At 58.4% G+C, this 23,640-nt stretch carries 15 protein-coding genes; 6 read left to right on the top strand and 9 right to left on the bottom strand.

Annotated elements, in window-relative coordinates; genetic code table 11:
• Nucleotides 1-106: 106 nt before the first annotated feature.
• The 5 genes from FAES_RS16955 to FAES_RS16935 all read left to right on the top strand — a co-directional run bounded on the left by FAES_RS16955 (nucleotide 107) and on the right by FAES_RS16935 (nucleotide 8,379).
• Nucleotides 107-2,146, top strand: a complete 2,040-nt coding sequence (locus FAES_RS16955; protein ID WP_041258015.1) for a M3 family metallopeptidase — start codon at nucleotides 107-109, stop codon at nucleotides 2,144-2,146.
• 185 nt (nucleotides 2,147-2,331) lie between these two features.
• A complete protein-coding gene (locus FAES_RS16950) occupies nucleotides 2,332-4,200 on the top strand; it encodes a glycoside hydrolase family 13 protein (RefSeq protein WP_041258014.1) in 1,869 nt (622 codons plus the stop codon).
• A gap of 76 nt (nucleotides 4,201-4,276) precedes the next feature.
• Entirely contained in the window at nucleotides 4,277-5,170 is an 894-nt protein-coding gene (locus tag FAES_RS16945; RefSeq protein ID WP_229364495.1) for a PIG-L family deacetylase, read from the top strand.
• 111 nt (nucleotides 5,171-5,281) lie between these two features.
• The gene (pgmB, locus tag FAES_RS16940; RefSeq protein ID WP_015332461.1) at nucleotides 5,282-5,953 is read left to right on the top strand and encodes a beta-phosphoglucomutase; all 672 of its coding nucleotides are present in this window, start codon (nucleotides 5,282-5,284) and stop codon (nucleotides 5,951-5,953) included.
• A 101-nt stretch (nucleotides 5,954-6,054) separates the two neighbouring features.
• Nucleotides 6,055-8,379, top strand: coding sequence for a glycoside hydrolase family 65 protein (locus tag FAES_RS16935; RefSeq protein ID WP_015332460.1), 2,325 nt, complete (start codon nucleotides 6,055-6,057; stop codon nucleotides 8,377-8,379).
• Between the two features lie 59 nt (nucleotides 8,380-8,438).
• Here the strand turns inward: FAES_RS16935 and FAES_RS16930 are convergent, their stop codons facing one another.
• The 9 genes from FAES_RS16930 to FAES_RS16890 form a co-directional block, all read right to left on the bottom strand.
• Nucleotides 8,439-9,365, bottom strand: a complete 927-nt coding sequence (locus FAES_RS16930) for an NAD-dependent epimerase/dehydratase family protein (RefSeq protein ID WP_015332459.1) — start codon at nucleotides 9,363-9,365, stop codon at nucleotides 8,439-8,441.
• A gap of 197 nt (nucleotides 9,366-9,562) precedes the next feature.
• On the bottom strand, nucleotides 9,563-11,053 hold the full coding sequence (locus FAES_RS16925) for a glutamate synthase subunit beta (RefSeq protein ID WP_015332458.1): 1,491 nt from the start codon (nucleotides 11,051-11,053) through the stop codon (nucleotides 9,563-9,565).
• 99 nt (nucleotides 11,054-11,152) lie between these two features.
• The gene (gene gltB, locus FAES_RS16920; RefSeq protein ID WP_015332457.1) at nucleotides 11,153-15,754 is read right to left on the bottom strand and encodes a glutamate synthase large subunit; all 4,602 of its coding nucleotides are present in this window, start codon (nucleotides 15,752-15,754) and stop codon (nucleotides 11,153-11,155) included.
• A 435-nt stretch (nucleotides 15,755-16,189) separates the two neighbouring features.
• Entirely contained in the window at nucleotides 16,190-17,080 is an 891-nt protein-coding gene (locus tag FAES_RS16915) for a hypothetical protein (RefSeq protein ID WP_015332456.1), read from the bottom strand.
• Nucleotides 17,081-17,093: 13 nt separating this feature from the next.
• A complete protein-coding gene (locus tag FAES_RS16910) occupies nucleotides 17,094-17,504 on the bottom strand; it encodes a TerB family tellurite resistance protein (protein WP_015332455.1) in 411 nt (136 codons plus the stop codon).
• 247 nt (nucleotides 17,505-17,751) lie between these two features.
• On the bottom strand, nucleotides 17,752-18,987 hold the full coding sequence (locus FAES_RS16905; RefSeq protein ID WP_015332454.1) for an MFS transporter: 1,236 nt from the start codon (nucleotides 18,985-18,987) through the stop codon (nucleotides 17,752-17,754).
• 23 nt (nucleotides 18,988-19,010) lie between these two features.
• Nucleotides 19,011-19,823, bottom strand: coding sequence for a 3-ketoacyl-ACP reductase (locus tag FAES_RS16900; protein ID WP_015332453.1), 813 nt, complete (start codon nucleotides 19,821-19,823; stop codon nucleotides 19,011-19,013).
• Nucleotides 19,820-21,265 (bottom strand): oxidoreductase, encoded by a 1,446-nt coding sequence (locus FAES_RS16895; RefSeq protein ID WP_015332452.1) that lies wholly within the window; start codon nucleotides 21,263-21,265, stop codon nucleotides 19,820-19,822. The genes FAES_RS16900 and FAES_RS16895 overlap by 4 nt, the downstream gene beginning before the upstream one ends.
• A 35-nt stretch (nucleotides 21,266-21,300) precedes the next feature.
• Nucleotides 21,301-22,737, bottom strand: a complete 1,437-nt coding sequence (locus FAES_RS16890) for a hypothetical protein (RefSeq protein ID WP_041258012.1) — start codon at nucleotides 22,735-22,737, stop codon at nucleotides 21,301-21,303.
• A gap of 256 nt (nucleotides 22,738-22,993) precedes the next feature.
• On the opposite strand from FAES_RS16890, the gene FAES_RS16885 reads away from it, so the two are divergent.
• Nucleotides 22,994-23,548, top strand: a complete 555-nt coding sequence (locus tag FAES_RS16885; protein ID WP_041258011.1) for a hypothetical protein — start codon at nucleotides 22,994-22,996, stop codon at nucleotides 23,546-23,548.
• The last annotated feature ends 92 nt before the right edge of the window (nucleotides 23,549-23,640 follow it).

The raw sequence follows: 23,640 nt of genomic DNA, 5'->3' as shown, positions 1-23,640 counted from the left end.
CGTAATCAACGTTGTTGTAGCAACTGCTGCCACGCTCTGTGGTGCCGCTACGGGCTTTGCCCAATCGAGTACTCAGGCCGGTGTGGCAGCGCAGTCTCCACCTAGTATGACCAATAATCCACTGCTGAAGCCGTTTCAGACACCCCACGAAACGGCCCCCTTTCCGCTCATTAAAAATGAGCATTACCTGCCCGCCATTAAGGCCGGCATCGCGGCTGGGCGTAAGGAGATCGAGGCGATCGCCAATAGCCCTGCCGCCCCCACCTTTGCCAATACCATCGTCGCCTTAGAGCGTACGGGTGATGAACTCAGCCGCGCTACGTCGGTGCTGTTCAACCTGAACGCCGCCGAAACCAGCCCTGAGCTACAGGGCATCGTGAAGGAAGCGTCGCCGCTGCTGACCGAATACGGCAACGACATTACGCTCAACCCGAAGCTGTTTGCCCGGGTGAAGGCCGTGTATGACCAGCGGGCCAAGCTTAAGCTCGACGCCGAAAGCAAGATGCTGGTTGAGAAAACCTACAAGCGGTTTGCCCGCAACGGCGCCAACCTGAACGCAACGGATAAAGAAAAACTCCGGGCGATCGATAAGGAGCTGGCCCAGCTTTCGCTGCAATTTGGTGAGAATGTGCTGAACGAGACCAACGCCTATGTGTTGCCCGTCAGCGACATCAACCTGCTGAAAGGCCTGCCCGATTTTGCGCTGGAAGCCGCCAAAAAAACGGCGACGGAAAAAGGGCTGACGGGCTGGGCCTTCACGCTTCAGGCGCCGAGCTACGGGCCGTTCATGCAATATGCCGACAACCGGAATCTGCGTGAAACGCTATATAAAGCCTATAACACGCGGGGGTTCAAGGGGGATAAAAACGACAATCAGGCGATCATCAACCGCACGGTGCAGCTGCGTTACGACCGGGCCAACCTGCTCGGGTACAAAACCCACGCCGATTTTGTCTTGGAAGAAAGCATGGCTGGCTCCAGCCAGAAAGTGCAGTCGTTCCTCAACGAGCTGGTGCAGTATGCCCGCCCCGCTGCTGAGCGTCAGCTCAACGAACTGACCGCCTTTGCGCAGGCTAATGGCTTCGACCACGACCGCCTCGAACAGTGGGACTACTCGTACTACGCCGAGAAGATGAAGAAGCAGAAACTCGACCTTGACGACGAGATGCTGCGGCCTTACTTCAAACTCGACAACGTGCTGGAAGGCGTCTTCACGGTGGCGAACCGGCTTTACGGCCTGACCTTCAAAGAAAACAAAGCCATTCCGGTGTATAACCCGGAGGTGAAAGCCTATGAGGTGTTCGACCAGAACGGGAAGTACCTGGCCGTATTTTATGGCGACTATTTCCCCCGCCCCGGCAAACGCAGCGGTGCCTGGATGAACGACGTGCAGGGCCAGAAGATCGTGAACGGCGTAAACCTGCGGCCGCACATCGTCAACGTCTGCAACTTCACCCGCCCCACCGACAGCCGCCCCTCGCTGCTGACGTTCTATGAGGTAACCACGCTCTTCCATGAGTTTGGCCACGCGCTGCACGGCATGCTGGCCAACGGGCAGTACGAAAGCCTGAGCGGCACGAGCGTACCCCGCGATTTTGTGGAACTGCCCTCGCAGGTGATGGAAAACTGGTGCTACACGCCCGAGGCCCTCAACCTGTTCGCCAAACACTACCAGACGGGCGAGGTCATCCCGCAAACGCTCATCGATAAGATCCGGGCGAGCCAGAACTTCATGGCGGGGCTGGCCAACCTGCGGCAACTGCGCTTTGGTATCACGGATATGTATTACCACGACCGCAAGCCCACCGGCGAAACGATCACCGACGTAGAAAACCACGCCGACTCGCTGGTGAACCTCTTCCCACGGGTAAAGGGCACGTCGTTCAGCACGGCGTTCTCGCACATCTTCGCGGGCGGGTATTCGGCCGGTTACTACAGCTACAAGTGGAGCGAGGTGCTCGACGCTGATGCCTTCGAGTACTTCCAGCAGAACGGTGGCCTGAACGCCAAAGCCGTTGCGCAGAAGTTCCGGCAGAACGTGCTCGAACGTGGCGGTGCCGAAAAGCCGATGGAGCTTTACAAGAAATTTCGCGGGCGTGAGCCGTCGCCACAGGCCATGCTCCGCCGAAGTGGGCTGGTGTTGTAGAAACGAGTTTGGGGATTAACATTTGGGGTTTCCAGTTGGCTGACGCCTGAGTAGCGCGCGTTAGCCAACTGGAAACCCCAAACGTTAATCCCCAAACTCGTTTACAGGGCGCATTCTGCGAAAGTGGGACAAGGTGGGCAAACTGGGACTATGCGTTTCGGTCTATGCAACCTTACTTTTGTCCTATGAACAAAGTGCGACTACTTACCCTTTTCTGGCTGCTGGGTAACACCCTGCTGGCTCAGACCCCCGCCATTCAGCGTGTCGACCCTACTCATTGGTGGGTCGGCATGAAAAACCCCAACCTGCAACTGCTGGTGTACGGCCCCAATGCCGGTACACTCACCTACACGGTTAACTACCCCGGCGTGAAGCTGGTGAAGGCGCATACCGTCGAGAACAAAAACTACGCGTTTCTGGACCTCACGCTGGCGGGCAATACCCGGCCAGGTACGTTGGAAATCGTCGGGAAAAACGGCGCTAATGTGATTCGGCGGAAATACGAGCTCAAAGCCCGCGATAACGAGCCGAAAGGCCGGGGGCTCTCTTCTGCCGATTTCATTTACCTGCTGATGCCCGACCGCTTCAGCAATGCCGATCCCGGCAACGACAAATTCGCCGATATGGCCGACCCCGAAGCCGACCGAAACAATCCCTACCTGCGGCACGGGGGCGATCTGAAAGGCGTAGAAAACCACCTCGATTACCTCAAGGAACTAGGTGTAACGGCTCTCTGGATGACGCCCATCATCGAAAATAATCAGCCGCAAACCAATGAGGGGGGCGCGATGCGCTCGGCTTACCACGGGTATGGCTTCACCGACCACTACGCCGTGGACAAGCGGCTGGGCGGCAACGAGGCCTACAAGGCGCTGAACAAAAAAGTACACGCCATGGGTATGCGCGTGGTGCAGGATGCCGTCTACAACCACGTGGGGATCAACCATTGGTTTCTGAAAGACATGCCCAGCAAAGACTGGCTGCATCAGTGGCCCGCCTACACCAACACGTCCTACAAATACCAGCCCATCACCGACCCGCACTCGGCGGCTATCGACCGGAAGGTAGCGCTGGATGGCTGGTTTGTGCCGCACCTACCCGACCTGAACCAGAACAACCCGTTCGTGGCCAACTACCTCATTCAGCACGCCATCTGGAGTGTGGAAGAGTTTGCCCTCGACGCCTGGCGGATCGACACGTATATGTACAACGATCAGCCGTTTATGAACCGGTGTAACGCCGCCCTGCAAGCCGAGTACCCCGCCATGTATACGTTCGGCGAATCGTGGGTCAACAATACGGTCGATCAGGCGTATTATACCCGCAACAACATCAACTTCCCGTTTAAATCGAACCAGACGGGCGGGCTTGATTTCGTGCTCTATTCGGCCATGAACGCCGCGCTGAACGACGGCGAGGGCTGGGATAGCGGCGCCAATCGGGTGCAGCAGGCACTGGCGCAGGATGCCGTTTATCAGGATCCGATGAAACTGGTCACGTTCCTGGACAACCACGATACCGACCGGTTTCTGTCGGTGGTTGGCGACGATATCAACAAGTACAAAATGGGCCTGACCTGGCTGCTGACCACGCGCGGCATCCCGCAGATTTACTACGGGACGGAGATTTTGATGAAGAATTTCAAAAACCCTTCGGATGCTGAGGTACGTCGCGATTTTCCCGGTGGATTTGCGGGCGACAAGGACAACAAATTCACGGCTTCGGGGCGCAGCAAGGCTGAAAACGAGGCTTTCGACTTCGTGAAGACGCTGGCCAATTACCGCAAAAACACCCCGGCACTGCACTCGGGTAAGCTAACGCAATACCTGCCTCAGAACGGCACCTACGTGTATTTCCGGTACGACGCCAAAAACACGGTGATGGTCGCTACGAACCAAACCGACAAACCGATTGCGCTGGATATGGCGCGCTTCCAGGAACGTACCCAGGGCTTTACCAAAGCGAAAAATGCGCTGACCGGCGAGGTGATCACCGACCTGAAACTGGTTAACCTGCCTGCCAAAACGGCGCTGGTGCTGGAGCTACAACGCTAACGGAACGCCCGATTGGTTTAAAAATCGGCTTCGTTTGGCCAACTTTGTCCCGTAAATAGCCGTCTGAATTGTGATTGTGTCTCTTCGCTTACTCTGCTTTTGTCTTTTCCTGCCGCTGTTGGGTCAGGCTCAGGCGACCAAAGCCACCACCTCGATGCCTCTGCGGACGTTGATCGTGACGGCACACCCTGACGACGAAACCATGTTTCCCGTAACGGTCTTCAAGCTGGTGCGGGAACTGGGTGGCTCGGCCGACCTGGCGCTGGTCACCGACGCGTCGGGGGGCTACAACGGCATGATCGCGTCCAAATATTACGGCATGAATCTGCTCGACTCGGCCGTGGGGCGGCGGGCGCTACCCGCTATTCGGAAAAAGGAGCTGATGAAAGCCGGCGAGGTGATGGGCATTACCAATTTCTACTTCTTCGATCAGATCGATGATTTCTATTCCACCGATCCCTCGCCGTATCTGGGTGGTCGCCGCTGGAACATTGAGTTAGTCGACAAGCAGCTGGATGAGGTGCTGAATAAAGGACAGTATGACCTTATTCTGTGCCTGGTGCCGTCGACTGAGCAACACGCCCACCACAAGACGGCGTCGATTCTGGCCATTCGGGCGGTGCAGCGCTACAAAGGGTCGAAAAAGCCCATCGTGTTGGGCGGTCGCACGCTTAGCCGGGCCACCACCTTCTCGTTCAGTGAATTGCCAGGTTACCCCGAAACCAAGGTGCTGCCCAACGCGCCTGTCTACGAAGTCGACGTGTCGCACACGTTTGGCGAGGCAGGTAAACACAGCTATATGATTGTAGCCGACTGGGTAAAGGCCGAGCACAAGTCGCAGTCGGGCGACATGAACGTGGCCATGCACCGGGGCGACGTTGAAGCCTTTTATTACTTCGCCGCCAACGGCCCCGGCGGCCTCGAAACCCTCAAAAAACTGTTCGCTTCGCTCAAGGCAAGCGGATACTAATTGAGTGAGCGAGCGAATGAGTGAAAGAGTGACGGATTATCCAGTCCGGCATGATGGGTTCATCATCAATAATCACGCTTTCATTCGTTCGCTCATTCGCTCTTTACACTTATGATCAACGCATTTCTCTTTGACCTCGACGGCGTGCTGGTCGACACGGCCGGGTTTCATTATCAGGCGTGGCGGCGGATGGCCAACTCGCTTGGCTTCGACTTTACGCACGAATTCAACGAAACGCTCAAGGGCGTCAGCCGGATGGACTCGCTCAACCGGATTCTCGACCTCGGCCGGGTGAAGCTGTCGGAGGAGCAAAAGCTGATTCTGGCCGCGCAGAAAAATAGCTGGTACCTCGAACTGGTCAACCAGATGACCCCGGCCGACATTCTACCCGGTGTGAATGCCTTTCTGGAACAAACCAAACGGGCGGGTATCCGGACGGCGCTGGGGTCGGTGTCGAAAAACGCCCCGCTGATTCTGGAGCGCGTGGGCATGACTGGTCTGTTCGATGCCGTCATCGACGGCACCAAAATCACCAATAGCAAACCCGACCCCGAGGTGTTCCTGAAAGGAGCCGATGAGCTAAACGTACCTGCGGCGCAGTGCATCGTGTTTGAAGATGCCGTGGCGGGGATCGAAGCGGCCAAACGGGCGGGCATGTTTGCCCTGGGGATCGGTACGCCCGACGTGCTCACCGAAGCCGATCTGGTCGTCCCCTCGCTCGAACACCTGACCGTCGCTGAGCTCCTCGCCGCCGTCGATAAGGCGCAGGGGCTGGGGTATTAGCTGTGGCGGATGAGGACGGTTTACCGTCTAAAGTGTACGATTTAGTGGCTAACAGTAAATCGTACCCCTGTTATACAACCTGTGATGAACACGAACCACCGATGAAACAATACATTACGAACGACCCCTGGTGTGTGGTCGAAGACGGGTTTCACCCCGAATTCAACGAGATTACCGAAAGCCTGATGAGCCTTGGCAACGGCCAAATGGGCGGTCGGGGTAGCTTTGAAGAGAAATTTACGGGAAAGACCCTGCTGGGCAATTACGTAGCAGGGGTGTATTACCCCGACAAAACCCGCGTGGGCTGGTGGAAAAACGGGTATCCCGAGTATTTCGCCAAAGTGTTGAACGCCACCAACTGGATCGGCATCGACGTTGAAATAAACGATGAAGTGCTCGATCTGAATACCTGCCCCGTGCGCGATTTCCGCCGGGTGCTTAATATGCAGGCGGGCTATCTGGAGCGGTCGTTTGTGGTTACGCTGAAAAACGGCCACGAGTTTCGCGTGCGGTCTACGCGGTTCTGTTCGATCGTCGACGACGAAGCCGGGGCCATCCGCTACAGCATCACGCCCATCACGGCTGATGCCAAAATTGTGTTTACGCCCTACCTCGATGGCGCCATTCGGAACAAAGACGCCAACTACGACGAGACGTTCTGGGACGAGGTACGCAAGGAAACAGCCTACGGCGAAGCCTACATCGAACTTTGTACCCGCAAAACCGGCTTCCACGTCACCACGGGTATGTGTGTGGAGGTGATGCAGAACGGCGAGAAAGTCGATTACCAGTCGCAGCCGATCAAGCACGAAAAGTACGTAGCCAACCGCATCACCCTCGACTGTCGGCAGGGGCAGGAAACGGTGCTGATCAAGTACGCCGTGAACCTGTCGTCGCTGAATTACGGCGTTGATGAGCTTTTGCGCGAAGCCAAAGCCTACATTCAGCGCATTTCAGCCAAAGGCTTCGAGACGATGCTGGCCGAACAGCAGCAGGCCTGGGCCGATAAGTGGCAACTGAACGACATTCGGATCGACGGTGATGTGGCGGCGCAGCAGGGCATCCGGTTCAACATCTTCCAGCTCAACCAGACCTATACTGGCAAAGACGAACGGCTGAACATCGGCCCCAAAGGCTTCACCGGCGAGAAATACGGCGGATCGACCTACTGGGATACTGAGGCCTACTGCCTGCCTTTCTACCTGGCTACGGCCGATCAGCAGGTGGCGCGAAACCTATTGGTGTACCGCCACAAACACCTGCAAAAGGCCATCGAAAACGCGCAGAAGCTGGGCTTTACCGATGGCGCTGCCCTGTACCCGATGGTGACGATGAACGGCGAAGAGTGCCACAACGAGTGGGAGATTACCTTCGAAGAAATCCACCGCAATGGGGCCATCGCCTACGCCATCTACGACTATGTGCGCTACACCGCCGACGAAATGTATCTGGCCCAATACGGGCTGGAAGTGCTCATTGGCATCAGCCGGTTCTGGATGCAACGCGTCAACTGGTCAAAGGCCAAGCAGCAGTATGTGATGCTGGGCGTGACGGGTCCGAACGAGTACGAAAACAACGTCAACAACAACTGGTACACCAACTACATCGCCGCCTGGACCCTGCGTTACACCGCCGAGGCCGTCGCGACGGTGAAACGGCTGGATGCCGGGGCCTACGAAGCGCTGGCCACCCGTATCCACTTCGATGAAACCGCCGAACTGGCTAAAGCCGCCGACATCGTCGAAAAGATGCACTACCCCTACGACCCCGAGCGGCAGGTGTTTTTGCAGCAGAGCGATTTCCTCGATAAAGACCTGATGCCCGTTTCGGACATTCCGGCCGAACAACGACCCCTGAATCAGCACTGGTCGTGGGACCGGATTCTGCGGTCGTGCTTCATCAAACAGGCCGATGTGTTGCAGGGGCTGTACTTCTTTGAGGATGAGTTCGATACCGACACACTGCGCCGGAACTTCGACTTCTACGAGCCGATGACCGTGCATGAATCGTCGCTGTCGCCCTGCGTCCACAGCATTCAGGCGTCGAAGCTGGGTATGAAGGCGAAAGCCTACGAGATGTACCTCCGCACGGCCCGCCTCGACCTCGACGATTACAACAACGACACGGAAGATGGCTGCCACATTACGAGCATGGCCGGTACGTGGCTGGCGGTGGTAAAAGGCTTCGGCGGACTGCGCGTGGAAAAAGACCAAATCGTGCTGGCACCCTATTGCCCCGACGGCTGGGAGGCGCTGGCGTTCAAGATTCGGTTCCGGGGTACGTTGCTCCAGATCACGGTGACACAGCAGGATGCCACGGTGGCCAACTTCTCGACGCAACCCATCACGCTATCGCTGCATGGCGAAGCCGTGACGATCGGTGCCGACAGCGCGGAAACGATCGCGCACAAGGCGATCGCTGCCTAACGAAACCAGCGCGGAGAAAAGCGGGGATGCCGGACGGTATCCCCGCTTTTGATTGGTGGCTAACGTACCTCGCTCAGCACCGCCCTGATCCCGTCTGGGTACGTGGTGACGGCGAACTGCGGAAAACGCCGCTTGAACTTGTCCGAGACAAAGACATTATCGACCCGGTAGCGGGGCAGGAGTTCACCCGTTTCGCGGACGCGTTTATTGACCAGACTCAGCAGGCTCAGTTGCCATTGCGGCACTACATCGTAGGGAATCGGTCGCCCGACGATCGCTTCCGCCGTAGCGATCAGTTGCTGGTACGTCAGGCGGTTGTCGTCGCAGGGGAGGTGCCAGGTTTGGCCATAGGCCTCAGGTGTATGGGCAATGAGCGCCATCGCCCGGCTGGCATCGGGGGCATAGATAAGCGTGCGCAGCGTATCGTCGCGGAGGAAAATGCGGGGCTTCTTTTCGTGTCGTATAGCGTTGAACACGGCCGAGTTCGTAAAACTCTGGGTCTTGCCGGGGCCATAAAATTCGGGTGCGCGACAGATAACGGCCGTCATCATCCCCGCCGCCATCTCGTTGAGGAGTAGTTGCGCGATCTGAGCACGTACCCGGCCTTTCGGGCCGTAAGGCGCAAAGGGCGTATCCTCGCTTAGCACCACACCCGTTTGAGGGTACATGTAGGTATTATCGAAAAAGACCAGCTTCGTTTGGTGTTGCTTGCAGGCGGCAATCACGTTCTGCATGATAACCGGAAACTGCGCTTGCCACAGCGCCGTATCGAGAGGCAACCCAACCGTGAGGTAGACAATCTCGCTACCGGCCACGGCTTTGGCTGTTTGCCCCGCATCGAGCAGGTTGGCCGTCACTAGTTGATCGGTCTCGTTGACCTGCTGTGGATGTCGGCTCACCAGCCGAATGTCGGTGGTGTAGTGCCGGTGCAGTTCGCGGGCCAATTCGTCGGCAATGGCCCCGCCAGCACCCAGAATGGTTTGCATACGGATTAGGAGTAAAATAAGCAGAGGAGAAGCCAGCTACTTCACTCAGTAACCGGTCAGGCAGGGCGCGGGTTTGACAGAGCGTCAATCTTGCTTTATGAGCACACATACAGGGGATAGAGGCAGGATAGCAACGTACCCAGCAAAAAAGCCGCTGGTTATCGACCAGCGGCTTTCAATAAGAAACTCCAGGTACGTTAGGCCAGGGCCAGCATCGACTGGGATTTGGCTTCGAGCATGCTTTCGCCCATCAGGTAGCAGTCGGCGGCCCGGGCGGCTTCGCGGCCTTCCGAAATGGCCCAAACCACCAGCGATTGGCCTCGGCGCATATCGCCCGCGGCAAACACCTTCGGATTGGTTACCGTCTGGTATTTGTTCGTCTTCACGTTCTTCCGCTCGTCCAGCTCCAGACCGAGGTCGGCGATCAGGCCGTCGTGTTGGGGGTGCAGGAAACCCGCCGCCAGCAGGGCCAGTTCGCAGGGAACGTCGCGCTCCGTGCCCGGAACTTCGACCATCTGCATCCGGCCGCCTTCATTTTTCCATTCCAGATCAACGAGGCGCAGCGCCTTCAGGTTACCATTTTCGTCGCCGATGAAGGCTTTGGTGTTGATGCTCCAATGGCGCTCGCAGCCCTCTTCGTGGCTGGTGCTCGTGCGCAGCATCATCGGCCAGTGGGGCCAGGGCGTGCTGTCGGCGCGCTCTTTGGGTGGCATCGGCATCAGTTCAATCTGCGTGACGCTCGTGGCACCGTGCCGGTTCGACGTACCCACGCAGTCGGAACCCGTGTCACCGCCCCCAATCACGACCACGTTTTTGCCCGTCGCCTGCAAATCACCATTGGCGTACGGAACGCCCCGGTGGTCGACTTCGAGTGCAATCCCTGCCACCCGCTTGTTTTGCTGGCTCAGGAATTCCATCGCTGGGTAAATGCCTTTCAGGTCCCGGCCCGGAATGGGCAGATCGCGCGGAACGGTGGAGCCGCCCGTGAGCATCACCAGATCAAAGCTGGCCAGTAGGTCTTTCGCCTTGATGTCGACGCCCACGTTCACACCCGTGCGGAAAGTGATGCCCTCGGCCTCCATCACCGCCTGCCGGCGGCTAATGGTCCATTTTTCGAGCTTGAAATCAGGGATACCGTAGCGCAGCAGCCCACCAATCTGATCGGCCCGTTCGAAGACCGTGACAGTATGGCCCGCTTTGTTCAACTGCGTCGCTGCCGCCAGACCGGCTGGCCCCGAACCGACTACGGCAATGGTTTTGCCCGTCCGTTTCAGCGGCGGTTGCGGCTGAATGTAGCCATTCTTAAACGCAATTTCAGCAATTGACTTTTCGATAAACTCAATCGCCACGGGTGGCTTGTTGATTCCCAGGACGCAGGCCGACTCGCAGGGCGCCGGGCAGATGCGGCCCGTAAATTCGGGGAAGTTGTTGGTCGTCGACAGGATCTCCCAGGCATATTCCCAATTCTGCTCGTACACGGCATCGTTGAACTCGGGAATAATGTTGCCCAGCGGACAGCCGCTGTGGCAAAAGGGCGTGCCACAGTCCATGCACCGGGCCGCCTGCTGCTGCGTCTGGCGCTCGTTGAACGGCTGCTCGATTTCTTTATAATCATGGACCCGCTCCGTTACGTCACGCTTTTTAGGCAGTTCGCGGGTAAATTCTAAAAATCCGGTAGGCTTTCCCATTGTATCAATAGGTGATTAAATGACGTAGCTGACGTTTGTTTCTAGGCAGGCCTGAGGCTTCGAGGCGAACTATAGAAGCCTCAGGCTTGCGGCAGAAAATCAACCGCCCACTACGTCGACGACGATATCTTGATAAACGACGTTTTTGTCGCGGATTTGCTCGCTGAGGGATATGCCCCGGCTGGCGAGTGCCTGCTTGAAGTCGCCGGGCAGCACCTTCACAAACTTGCCGATCTGGTTGTCCCAGTCCTGCATGAGCGCGAGAGCCACGTTGCTGGTCGTGTGCTGGAAATGCTTTTCCACGAAGTCGCGCAGGATGGTCTGGTCTTCGTCGGTCAATGCTTCGAGACTGACCATCTCCCGGTTTACCTTCTCGGGGAAGCTGCCGTCAACATCGTAGACGTAGGCCACACCGCCCGACATGCCCGCCGCAAAGTTGCGGCCCGTTTTGCCGAGGATCACCGCGACGCCCCCGGTCATGTATTCGAGGCCGTGGTCGCCCACGCCTTCCACCACGACTTTGGCACCGGAGTTACGTACCCCGAAGCGTTCGCCCGCCATCCCACGGATGTAGGCTTCGCCCGAGGTCGCCCCGTAGAACGACACGTTTCCGACGATGCTGTTCTCTTCAGGCTTGAACGTCGCCGTCCGGTCGGGGTACACGATCAGCTCGGCACCGCAGAGGCCTTTACCGAAGTAATCGTTGGCGTCGCCTTCCAGTTCGAGACGCACCCCGGCGGTGTTGAACGCGCCGAAGCTCTGCCCCGCCGTACCCCGGAATTTGAAGTGAATGGTGCTCGTCGGGAGGCCCGGACCACCGTAGGCTTTCGAAATTTCGTTCGACAGCATGGTGCCGATGCTCCGGTTGATGTTCTGCACCGGGAATTCAGCGTAGACGCTCTCGCCGCTTTGCAGGGCCGGTTGCGCCACCTCGATGAGCTGACGGTCCAGAATCTGGTCGATGCCGTGATCCTGATCTTCCTGCTTGTAAAGGGCCACATCCAGGCTGGCCGACTCGCGGTAGAGAATACCCGACAGGTCGAGGTTTTTGTATTTCCAGTTGCTGATGTCGGACCGCATTTGCAGCATCTGCACCTGCCCGACCATCTCGGCCACCGTGCGGAACCCCAGTTCGGCCATGATTTCCCGCATTTCCTGCGCCATGAACGTAAACATGTTCACCACATGCTCCGGCTTACCGGTAAACAGCGCCCGCAGTTCTTTATTCTGCGTGGCTACGCCCACCGGGCAGGTATTGAGGTGGCATTTCCGCATCATGATGCACCCCGCTGCGACCAGCGCCGCCGTGGCTACGCCAAACTCTTCGGCACCCAGCATGGCGGCGATGACAAGGTCACGACCGGTACGAATCTGCCCGTCGGCCTGTACCGTTACGCGGCCCCGCAGCTTGTTTTTTACCAGTGTCTGGTGCGTTTCGGCGAGACCCAGCTCCCACGGGAGGCCCGCGTGGCGGATGCTCGATAGGGGAGAAGCGCCCGTGCCGCCGTCGTGGCCCGACACCAGAATGTGATCGGCATGGGCTTTGGCGACACCCGCCGCAATGGTACCTACGCCTGCTTCCGACACCAGCTTGACGCTGATGCGGGCGGCGCGATTGGCATTCTTCAGGTCGAAGATGAGCTGCGCTAAATCTTCGATCGAGTAAATGTCGTGGTGGGGCGGGGGCGAGATCAGGCCCACGCCGGGTGTGCTGTGCCGGGTACGTCCGATCCAGTCGTCGACCTTGTGGCCGGGGAGTTGCCCACCCTCGCCGGGCTTGGCTCCCTGCGCCATTTTGATCTGCAATTCGCGGGCATTGCTCAGGTAGTGGCTCGTGACGCCAAACCGGCCCGATGCCACCTGCTTGATGGCCGAATTGAGGCTGTCGCCGTTGGGTAGCGGCGAAAAGCGTAGTTCGTCTTCACCACCTTCGCCCGAGTTGCTTTTGCCGCCGATGCGGTTCATGGCTACGGCGAGGGTAGTGTGCGCTTCCCACGAAATCGAGCCAAACGACATAGCCCCGGTGGCAAAGCGCTTGAAGATCGACTCGATCGACTCGACTTCATCAATCGAAATCGACTCACCCTTGCGGAACGTCAGCAGCCCGCGCAGGGTGAGGGCGTGCTGGGTCTGGTCGTCGATAAGCTGACTGTACTTTTTGAACAGCCCGTAATCGTTCTTTTTGGTCGACTGCTGTAGCAGGTGGATCGTATCGGGGTTGAAGATGTGCTTCTCGCCGCGCTGTTTCCACTGGTAGATACCACCCACTTCAAGGCGCTTCGTGGCGACCGTCGGCAGGGGCGGGAACGCCGTGTGGTGGCGCACGAGCACCTCACGGGCGATTTCGGTCAGGCCCATACCGCCGATGCGCGATACCGTGCCCGTGAAATACCGGTCGACCACCGATTTGTTGATGCCCAGGCACTCGAAGATCATCGCGCCCTGATACGACTGTAGCGTCGAGATGCCCATCTTCGAGAAGATCTTGAGCAACTCGCCGTTGACGGCCTTGATGTAGTTTTTGTAGAGCTTGTCGAGGTCGTAATCCACCTGCAACTGCCCCTTGTCTTTCAGGCTGGCGATGCTTTCAAATGCCATGTAGGGGTTCACGCCCGACGCGCCGTAGCCAATGAGCGTAGCCACGTGGTGTGTTTCCCAGACGTCGCCCGCCTCGACCAGAATCCCCACTTTGCCGCGCAACCCTTCCCGAATGAGGTAGTGGTGCACCGCCGCCGTGGCGAGCAGCGACGGAATGGGCGCGTGGTCGGAGTCGATCGCCCGGTCAGACAGGATGACGATGCTGTAGCCGTCTTCGATCGCGTCGCGGACGTAGCGGCACACGCGCTCCAGCGCCCGTTCGAGCGATTCGCCCTTGCCGTCGGCCAGGAAGAGCGAATTGACGGTCTTGGCCTGGAAATTCGGGCGGTCGATAAACCGGACCTTGTCGAATTCCTGCGTGGTCATCACGGGCTGCTCCAGCTCCACCTGCCGGCAGTGTTCCGGCGATTCGGTGAGCAGGTTGCCCGTAGCCCCTACGTAAGAGATCAGCGACATGATCGACCGTTCGCGGATCGAGTCGATGGGCGGGTTGGTGACCTGCGCAAACAGTTGCTTGAAGTAGTGGCTCAGGTGCTGGCTCTGCTCGGAAAGCACGGCCAGCGGTACGTCAGTACCCATCGAGCCCAGCGCTTCCTTACCCGTTTCGACCATCGGCGCCAGAATCATGCGCAGGTCTTCCGACGTAAAGCCAAAGGCCTGCTGCATCTTCAGCAGCGATTTTTCGCCGTAGCGGCTGTAGGTACGTGCCGGGGCTTCGAGTTGCGCAATCCGAATCTTATTCTCGTCGAGCCACTGCTGATAGGGCTGCGCCGAGCAGATTTGTTGCTTGATCTCTTCGTCGGCGATGATGCGGCCCTGTTCCATATCGACCACAAACATGCGGCCCGGTTGCAGACGGCCTTTGCTCACCACTTTGCTTTGGTCGATGTCGAGCACGCCCGCTTCCGACGCCATGATCACCACGTCGTCATTGGTTACCCAGAAGCGCGACGGGCGCAGGCCATTACGGTCGAGGGTAGCGCCCACGATGCGGCCATCGGTAAATGAAATCGACGCGGGGCCATCCCAGGGCTCGATCAGTGCGGCATGATATTCGTAGAACGCGTGCCGAACGGGGTCCATCTGCGTGTTGCCGTCCCAGGCTTCGGGAATCAGCATCATCATCACGTGCGGCAGCGACCGACCACTCATCACGAGCAACTCGATGGCGTTGTCGAGGTTGGCCGAGTCCGACTGCCGGTGGTCGCAGATGGGCAGCAGCATGTCCATCTCTTCCTTCGTGAACTTGCTCGATTCGAGCAGGGCTTCGGCGGCCTTGATCCAGTTGACGTTGCCTTTAACGGTGTTGATTTCGCCGTTGTGGGCAATGTAGCGGAAGGGTTGCGCCAGCTTCCACGACGGGAAGGTGTTGGTCGAGAAGCGCGAGTGCACGACGCCCAGCGCCGAGACTACGTCCTCGTTTTCCAGATCGGGGAAATAGGTTTCGAGCTGCTCGGTAGTCAATTGCCCCTTGTAGGAGATTGTCCGGCACGAGAGCGACGAGAAATAGAAGCTTTCAACCCCCGTGATCGTCTCGTTGATGATCCGGGTGCTGACGTTCCGTAGAATGTAAAGTTTACGCTCAAAGTCGTCGGTATTGGTGATGGTGGCGGGCCGTTTGATGAACACCTGTTCCATCTGCGGCTCCTGCGAACGGGCTGTTCCGCCCAGGTCGCTATTGTTGACGGGCACGACCCGGTAGCCGAGCAGTTCGAGCCCGAGCTTTTTCATCTTCCGGTTCAGTACGGCGCGGCACTCTTCGCGCAGCCACACGTCTTTCGGAAAATAGACCATACCCACGCCGTATTCACCGGCAGCGGGCAGGTGAACGCCCAACTTACGGCATTCGTCGACGAAAAATTCGTGGGGAAGCTGAATCAGCAGCCCCGCGCCATCGCCCGAGTTCCCTTCGGCACCCACGGCACCCCGGTGTTCCATCCGGCGCAGCATAAAGAGGGCGTCGGAAACGATACGGTGCGATTTGCGACCCTTGATATGGGCAACGAAGCCGATGCCGCAGTTATCGTGTTCAAACTCGGGGCGATAGAGTCCCAGCGAATCCTGGGTACGTTGGTCACCTACTTGATCGACTTGATCAGCCATGAACGATAAACAGATTAGCAGGTTGGTAGATCAACAAACAGACTGAGCCAACACTGAATTACGAAATTGACAACAAGCGAGTCTGGAGCGTTAGTCGACGGAGCAATTACGTCATGAGACTAACGAATGTTTGTGATGAAAGCTACGCAATATACGACATGGCGGGTATGGTTGAAAGCCCGTCTGGCCAATTTTCGTTCGTTGATCGTGTGCTTGTGAATTTGATTATAAAAGTTCTGTAAAAATAACAATTTGCCAACGAAGCAGGGTCCTTATTTAGACTTTGTCAAGTAATATTCTTAAACGCTGCCATCGTGCCTACCGCCTGTGACCCCTATTAACCAGGAAGGCCCCGACCACTGCACATAGGCAAAAGTCGGGGCCTTACGCATGTACTTTAGCTCATTAGGCAGGGTCAACAGGCGCTACCAGCGATCAGTGCGATCCGTCCCAGCCCAGGATGTTGATTTCCAGTACGAGGCCTGGCGGTTTGGGGGTGCCGGGGTTGGGTATCAGGGCGCCTGCGCACAGCTGTAGGCGTGGTGAAGGCCAGAACATGGCCCCAACAACGCCCACACCCGTGTCGTTGTGCCCCGATAGCCAGTCGCCCATCAAAAACCACTTATCGGTGAGGCGCCACTCATAGCCCAGGAGCAGGCCAAGGTTGTTGCCGGGACCAACGTAGGCTCTGTTTGTGACGTAAGTACCACCCATAATCCGGCGGCCAGGGGCAAACTCGTAAGAAGCCATGCCATAGGTAAAATGGTGCAGCTTCCGCCGCGACTCAAACCGGCTGATGTTCGTGCCCGCCTGCGTGCCAATGTTTACGTTGAACCTGGGGCTGATGGTCAGTTGCTTTTGCAACGTACCCATAACCACCGGGAATAGCGCGCCGTAGGTCAGTTTGTCGTTGTGGATAACGTCCCACCGGGGACTGAACACCAACCCTTTGCCGACCACGTTGACGCCGGCGTCCCAGCCTTTGCCCAAGCCATACACGAAATGCCCTTTCGACTCGAACCGATCGTTATACAGATTAATCTGGTGCTGGTAGAAAATCTTGCCTTTCCGGGTGATATCCGAGGATGGGATGTTGAACAGGTTTTGCTGGGCGAGCGCAGGTGAAAGCGTAGCCGCCCAGCCCAGAGCCAGCCCGGCCGCGAGCCGGACTGATCGTGACAGATTGGTAGTGAGCCGGCTTGGGGGTGGCCATCTGGCCGATGACTGTCTCGGAGCAGCCCTGTTAACCGGGAAGTGCCATGAATTGTACCATAGAATCCGCCAGACCGCCTTGAGTCTGGTTAACTGAACGAAGCAACATGTCATACGGTAGGCTGGCTCAGGAAACGGGAGTTGGCCTACTTGGCTGCCCGCTGGGCAGTGCTCTCAGGCGGCGGGCGTCGCGCCGAAACCGGTCGATCAGCGCCTGCTCCTTACGCGACACATCATCGTGGGCGTTGGCGATGCGCTGTAGGAGGTCGAGAAATCGCTTTTGGGTTGGCTTATCGAACTGGTCGCGCTGACTGCTGAACCGGCGCATCGCAAAGGCATAGGCCTCCTCTACGGTTTCGTCGTATTCTTCGCGAAGCATGAGCGCGTACAGGGCTAATTCGCCATGCGGCTCTTTGGCCAAAATTTCTTTAGCCGTCTGCATTTCGTCGAGTTGAAAGTTGCCGTCAACCTTGGCTAACGCGTAAATCAGACTGCCAAGACCAATGTATAAATCGGGGGTTTCCGTGTTCTGTATCATAGCTCTATGTGGAGCGCGGTAGAAAGAACTCGCCGCGTTCCAGTTGGTTGATACAAAACTCTCACCTGAGCAGTTCTGACTAATTAGACGCCGATTAAGGGCCGATTAGAGGTCAGTTAGAAATCGGGGTGTGGCCAGGCATACGTACCCAGGCCCCCGTTTCGGGAGAAGAACTACGCAGCTTGCCCGGCCGTTCTTCCAGGGGAAAAGGCCCGGCAACGGAAGGTTCGTAGCAAGACTACGGTGCTCAGTGCTCCTCGACGTAGTCAAGGTCTTTGTCGTACGTTTCTTCGAGGTTATTGAGGGCGATGAGCGATAGCGCTACCACGCCTGCGCCAATAGCGAGAGCGCCGTAGGTAACGCCCAGCGAGGGCTTGAGCAGCACAAACAGCGCGGTGAGCGGTACGGTAGCGCCCCGCACAAAGTTGGGGACCGAAGTCGCCACCGTAGCCCGGATATTGGTGCCGAACAGTTCGGCGGCCAGCACGATGAAGAGCGTCCAGTAGCCGTTACAGAAGCCGAGGCAGAAGCAGAAAAAATAGAAGGTGCTGTTTTGCTGAACCGGTGCCAGCAGGTAGACGAGCATCATCGTGAAGGACAGCAGAATAAACAACCGGATGGCCTTCTTCCGGCTGCGCCACCGATGACTTAGCAGCCCGCTGACGATATCACCCACCGACTGCCCGGCAAACGACAACATCACCGCCTTGCCAGCCACAATGGGGTCGGTGAGCCCGGCCTGTTGCCCAAACTCTGGCGAGAAGGTGATCAGGATGCCCACCACAAACCAGAGCGGCACGCCCATAATAATGGCCATCAGGTATTTGCGCAGCCGGGCAGGATTGGTGAAAAGGGCCAGAAAGTTGCCGCGTTCAGTCCGGCTCGCTTTGAGGTGCTCATATAGTCCCGATTCGAACACGTTGAAACGCAGCACCAGCAGCAGCAAGCCCAGCCCGCCGCCGACGTAGTACGACACGCGCCAGGCAAACAGATCGGCGACGAAATAGGCCAGAATGGCCCCTAGCACGCCCATCGTGGCCACGAGCATGGAGCCGTAGCTCCGCAGGCGTTGCGGCAGAATTTCGGCCACCAGCGTGATGCCCGCGCCCAGCTCACCGGCCAGACCGATGCCCGCGATGAACCGCAGCAGCGCATACTGCGTCAGGTTGGTGATGGTGCCGTTGACGATGTTGGCCAGCGAGTACAGCAAAATGGACCCGAACAGCACCGACAGCCGACCCCGTTTGTCGCCCAGAATCCCCCACAGCACCCCGCCGATGAGAAGGCCCGCCAACTGGCAGTTGAGCAGAAAGATGCCTTCGGGCAGGAGGCGGTCGCCCGTTACGCCCAGTTCTTTCAGGCTCGGCACCCGCACGACGCTGAACAGAAAGAGGTCATACATATCCACGAAATAGCCCAGTGCGGCCACCAGAACGGGAATTTGAAAGAGATGCTGACGAACAGTAAGGGGAGGAGTAGTCATGAAGTTCAGAAGGTCAAGGCGGGTCAGAGGCGGGCTAGGGTCAGGCCGCCGTCAATCATAAATACCTGTCCGGTGGAATACGGAAAGCTACCGTCGGCGATGGCCGCCACGGCGCGCCCCACGTCGTCGGGCAGGCCCCAGCGTGGCTGCACGGTGAGGCCGTTAGCAATCAGCGCATCGTATTTGGCCGACACACCGGCCGTCATATCGGTCTTGATAACGCCGGGACGTACCTCGTAGACCGGAATACCGAACGTACCCAGCCGCACCGCAAAGAGTTGGGTGGTCATGCTGAGCCCCGCTTTCGAGACGCAGTATTCCCCCCGGTTCACCGAGGCCACCGTGGCCGATATCGACGAGATGTTGATGATCATGCCCTGAAAAGCGGCGTCATCGGCCTGCTGCCGGATCAGCCAGTTGGCAACGGCCTGGGTCAGAAAAAACGTGCCTTTCAGGTTGGTGTTTACCACCCGGTCGAAGCTTTCTTCGGATGTGTCGAGCAGATCGGCCCGGACGTTGGGGGCAACGCCCGCGTTGTTGACGAGCACATTAAGCCGACCAAAGTGGCTCTCGATCCGCGCCAGCATCGCCGTGCGTGATTCGGGGTCGGCAATGCTGCCGGGGCAATACAGCACGTCGGCCCCCAGCGCGCGCAACTGAGCCAGCACGTCGGTAACCTCGGCTTCGGCGCGCACGCCGTTGATGGCCAGGTCGAATCCGTTGCGGGCAAGGTGTTCGGCAATACCCAGGCCAATCCCCCGGCTACTGCCGGTGATGAAAGCGACCGGGCGTCGGGGCGTAGCAGCCGCCGGACCGTCGGATGGGGCGTGGCTCACAGCGTTTCCTTGACAGCTTTTAACTCAGTGGCTTCGGGCAGTTGCTTATATACGGGATCGAGCGGGTAGCAGCCTGAGATCAGGCCGTTGCGCGGAGCCGTAGTGCAGTCGGAGAAGGTGCGGCAGATGTGGTTGCGCGTGAGCGACCGGCCCGCCGCCATATCGGCGGGCATAGTGGGGTAGGAGAGCACCATTCGCCCAAAACCAACGCTGTCGGCCATGCCCGTTCGCAGCACATACTGCGCCACGTTGGGTAGCCATTCCTGCAAATACGAATAGCCCGATCCGATGATTACCAGCTCAGGGAACGCCTTCTTTAGTTCGTGCGTCACGTCGATCTGGCGTTTTACCCCCACCAGCGGATCTTCGGGGGGCAGGTAGCCATCCGATGGCGGAAACAGCGCCGGGCGCATTAGGTGCGGGTTATAATACGGACTGCCGCCCGTAATACAGATCATCTGAATGCCCAACGACTGGGCTAACTCAAGAAACGCTTTAGTTTCAGTCAGGTCGATGCCGAGGCCCGACGCCTGCCCGCCAAACGCAAACGGATAGGTGTCGGCCAGTTCGGGCGTGCCGATGTCATTTTCGCCTTTCTTGAACGGCAGCAAATCGAAGGCGCTGAGGCGGATGGCTAGTTCCAGGCCCGGTGCAGCCTGCCGGATGCCCGCTACGATGTTCCGTAGAAAGCGCGTCCGGTTCTCGAACGAGCCCCCGTACTTGCCCGGCCGGTCAACGGCACTCAGAAACTCATGCCCCAGGTAGCCGTGGCAATGCTTGATATCGACAAAGTCGTAACCGGCTTCCTGCGCCATCACGGCCGCATCGACGTACTGGCTGATGATCGTATCGATTTCCTCGTCGGTCAGCGTAGGGTAATCGGCCCCCATCCCGAATTTGGCGTTCAGGAAGGGGTGGGTGTAGAGAATTTTCGACTCGAATTTCTTGTGGCTGTCCGGCTTGCAGAACCGGCCCGAATGCGTCAGTTGCAGGCCAATGACCAGCCCGTCGGTGTTGCCGAAGGCGGCGGTATGTTTATCGAGCAGCAACTGCCGAAGGCTGACGAATTCGGGCAGATTTTCCCGGCTCATCACCAGCTGGTTGGGGTTGGCCCGGCCGCCGGGACAAACGGCTACGGCTTCACAGCCAAAAAGGAGTTTGGCCCCGCTTTCGGCAAATTTTACCCACCGCTTCCGGGTGAAGTCCGTGGGCTTACCGTCAGGGGTACCGTCCCAGCCCTCCATCGGCAGAATGCACAGGCTGTTGCCGATGGTCTTGCCCGACTTGAGCGGGATGGTCCGGTTAAACGGACTCTGGTCGGGCGGCAGTAGATCGGTGTCGAACGGCAGATCGATCGCGTTGGTTTGCAGGTACGTTGTCAGGTCGCTGGCCGTTTTGATCTGGGCCATCCGGGGGTACTTCGGTTTGTATTTGCCGCTCATGAACAGGGACGGTTTTAGGAATACGGTAGCGGTACTTAGGCGTTGACGCCGTTGAAAAAGGTGTAGTAGGGACCGCCGTCGATCAGGCGCTGCACATACAGCGCAGCTTCCCGGATGTGGTAATCGCCCCACATGCTCGATTCGCCACGCGGTATGGGGCTGCCTTCGGGTACGTAGTCCCAGCCGTTGGGTCGGTGGTAGATCGAGTGGAGCAGAAGACCCTGATGCTGCGGATCGGTACTCAGGTATGGCTCTTCCAAAAGGGTACCTAACACTGTTAACCCCGCCTGCCAGTACGTTTGGCCCTGTTGGGCGGCGTCCTGCCCGTCGATTGACTGGGTACGTTCCGGCTGCATGAGGTAGCGTCCCAGCCGCAGTAATCCCTGCGCCGCGATGGCCGCCGCCGAGCTGTCGACGGGTTCGTGGTCGTTGAAGGGGTCGGCGGGCCGGTCGAGGTAATCGCCGAGCTTGTGGAGGTTGGGCGCACCGGTGTCCCAGTAGGGTACGCCGTCGGTGGGCGTGTGCTGTATGTAGAAATCGCAGGTAGCGCGCGCCGCTTTCAGCAGCATGGCTTCCAGCGCGGCACGGCCCCCGAAGCGGGTCAGTTCGTCGTCGCCGATGACCGCCAGGGCTTCGAGTTCTTCGGCAAAGCCGCACATGGCCCAGGCAAGGCCGCGCGTCCAGGTGCTGAAACCCGTGTAGCCCTGCTGCGAATTGGGGCAGCGGTAATTACCGTCGTTGACGTTGAAAATGCTTTCGTGGGCGGTGCGGCCCCACAGGTCGTAGGTGTCGCGGCCCTCGCCATAGTAGACCGCGAAATTGGCCGTGGCCTGCATGTGCAACAGCGCCCGTTCGAGCAGGTCGATGCGTTTGTCGCCTTCACCCTGAAACGTGTGGCCCAGCAAATGGCTCACCACCAGCGCCCGGCACGACCGGATGGTGTCGACAAACAACGAGTGCGGCCCATTGAACGAATAGATATACCCCGCCCCGGCCGACGTACCCAGCCCGTCGCCACTGATGGGTGTCCAGCGATTGGCCTGCACCGCGCCGGAGATTTTGAGGGCCAGTTCGTAGAAGTGGGCTTCCCACTCATTGGGCGGCGTTTTGCCCTCCCGCATCAGCCGTAACAGGTTGCCGTAGGTGCTGACGTTGTTGAAGCCGTGGTCGTGTACGCCCACGTGGCTCACGTGCGGGGCCATCACCTGAAGCGTCCGGTCGCGGCCGAGGGCCAGAAACGACTCGTCGCCGGTGGCATCGAACTGCAGCAGGGCCGACCCGAACTGAAACCCCTGCGTCCATTCGGTCCAGCCGCGGGTGGTGTAGCGGCCCTGAATCGTGAACACGGGCGATCCGTTTTTGGGGTCGTACGTCTGCTCAAGGTGGTTTATTTTCTGGCCCGAGAGCGCCCAGAAACGCTTGAGTTTGGTCGATAAATCAGACGGGGTAAGGGTCGAATTCAGGTGGATCATGCGGTAGACTAAGGAGGCGGCCGGGCGGGTGAATCGGCTACCCACACAAAACAGCGCACCGGCAGATTCTACTTTTAGGGAAACCGCAACCAGCGGCCAGGGTGCGTTAGTCAGCGAGTGGTGCTACCGGCTGCCAACCCGGCTAGGCCGCGCCGATCAGGGGCCGCTGACCGAATAGTAGCGTCTACATAGCCCATGCGCTGCTTTCCCGTACCTTGCCAAAAAACCAGCCATGAACTACCGTCACTTACTCATAATGAGCCTGCTGCTAACGACCTCGGTCGGTATGGCGCAGCAGGCATCCAAACCACCCGCTACGGATAGCTGGTCCAACGTACCACCTGCCCAAGACGATCGTTACACGAATCCCAAAAGTCCGGTGTACAGCGGGCCGAATGGCTGGTACAATTTCGGAGAAGTGCGCGCTCAGGTGACCAACGCCGCGAAAACACCCTACGCCTACAAAGGCGGTTTTCAGGTCATACAGGGGTTGTATACCTCGTTTACGTCGGATCGGCTCTATGTGCTGCAACTAGACTTTGGGATTGACAACCCGACACCGGGTACGTATCAAATCGCCAGCAAAGGCAACGCCCCCGACCGACAGGTGCGGGTATCGTTCGGCGATGTGTCGGATAAGAAAATCAAGGAGTGGACCGCTGAAAAGGGTGCCGTCGAGGTGTCACGGATCAACAAGTTTTTGTACGTCAAATGCCGCAATCTGCTGTTACAGCCGACCGGCCCGAGCAATACCGAATCGTTCAACGCACCTATGACGCTTGGTTTCGAGGGTGCCGTTGTGCCGGACTAACGGCTAGTTGGTCGGTCGCGGCCCCTTAGTGTAACGGCTGTTTAGTCAACCAACGGTTAGCCATTCGCTCATGCGCTGTCGACGGCTCGCGC

The sequence above is a fragment of the Fibrella aestuarina BUZ 2 genome (assembly GCF_000331105.1).
Taxonomy (GTDB): Bacteria; Bacteroidota; Bacteroidia; order Cytophagales; family Spirosomataceae; genus Fibrella; species Fibrella aestuarina.
Note: the sequence above shows the minus strand (reverse complement) of the source record. Positions and strands in the feature narration are given on the sequence as shown.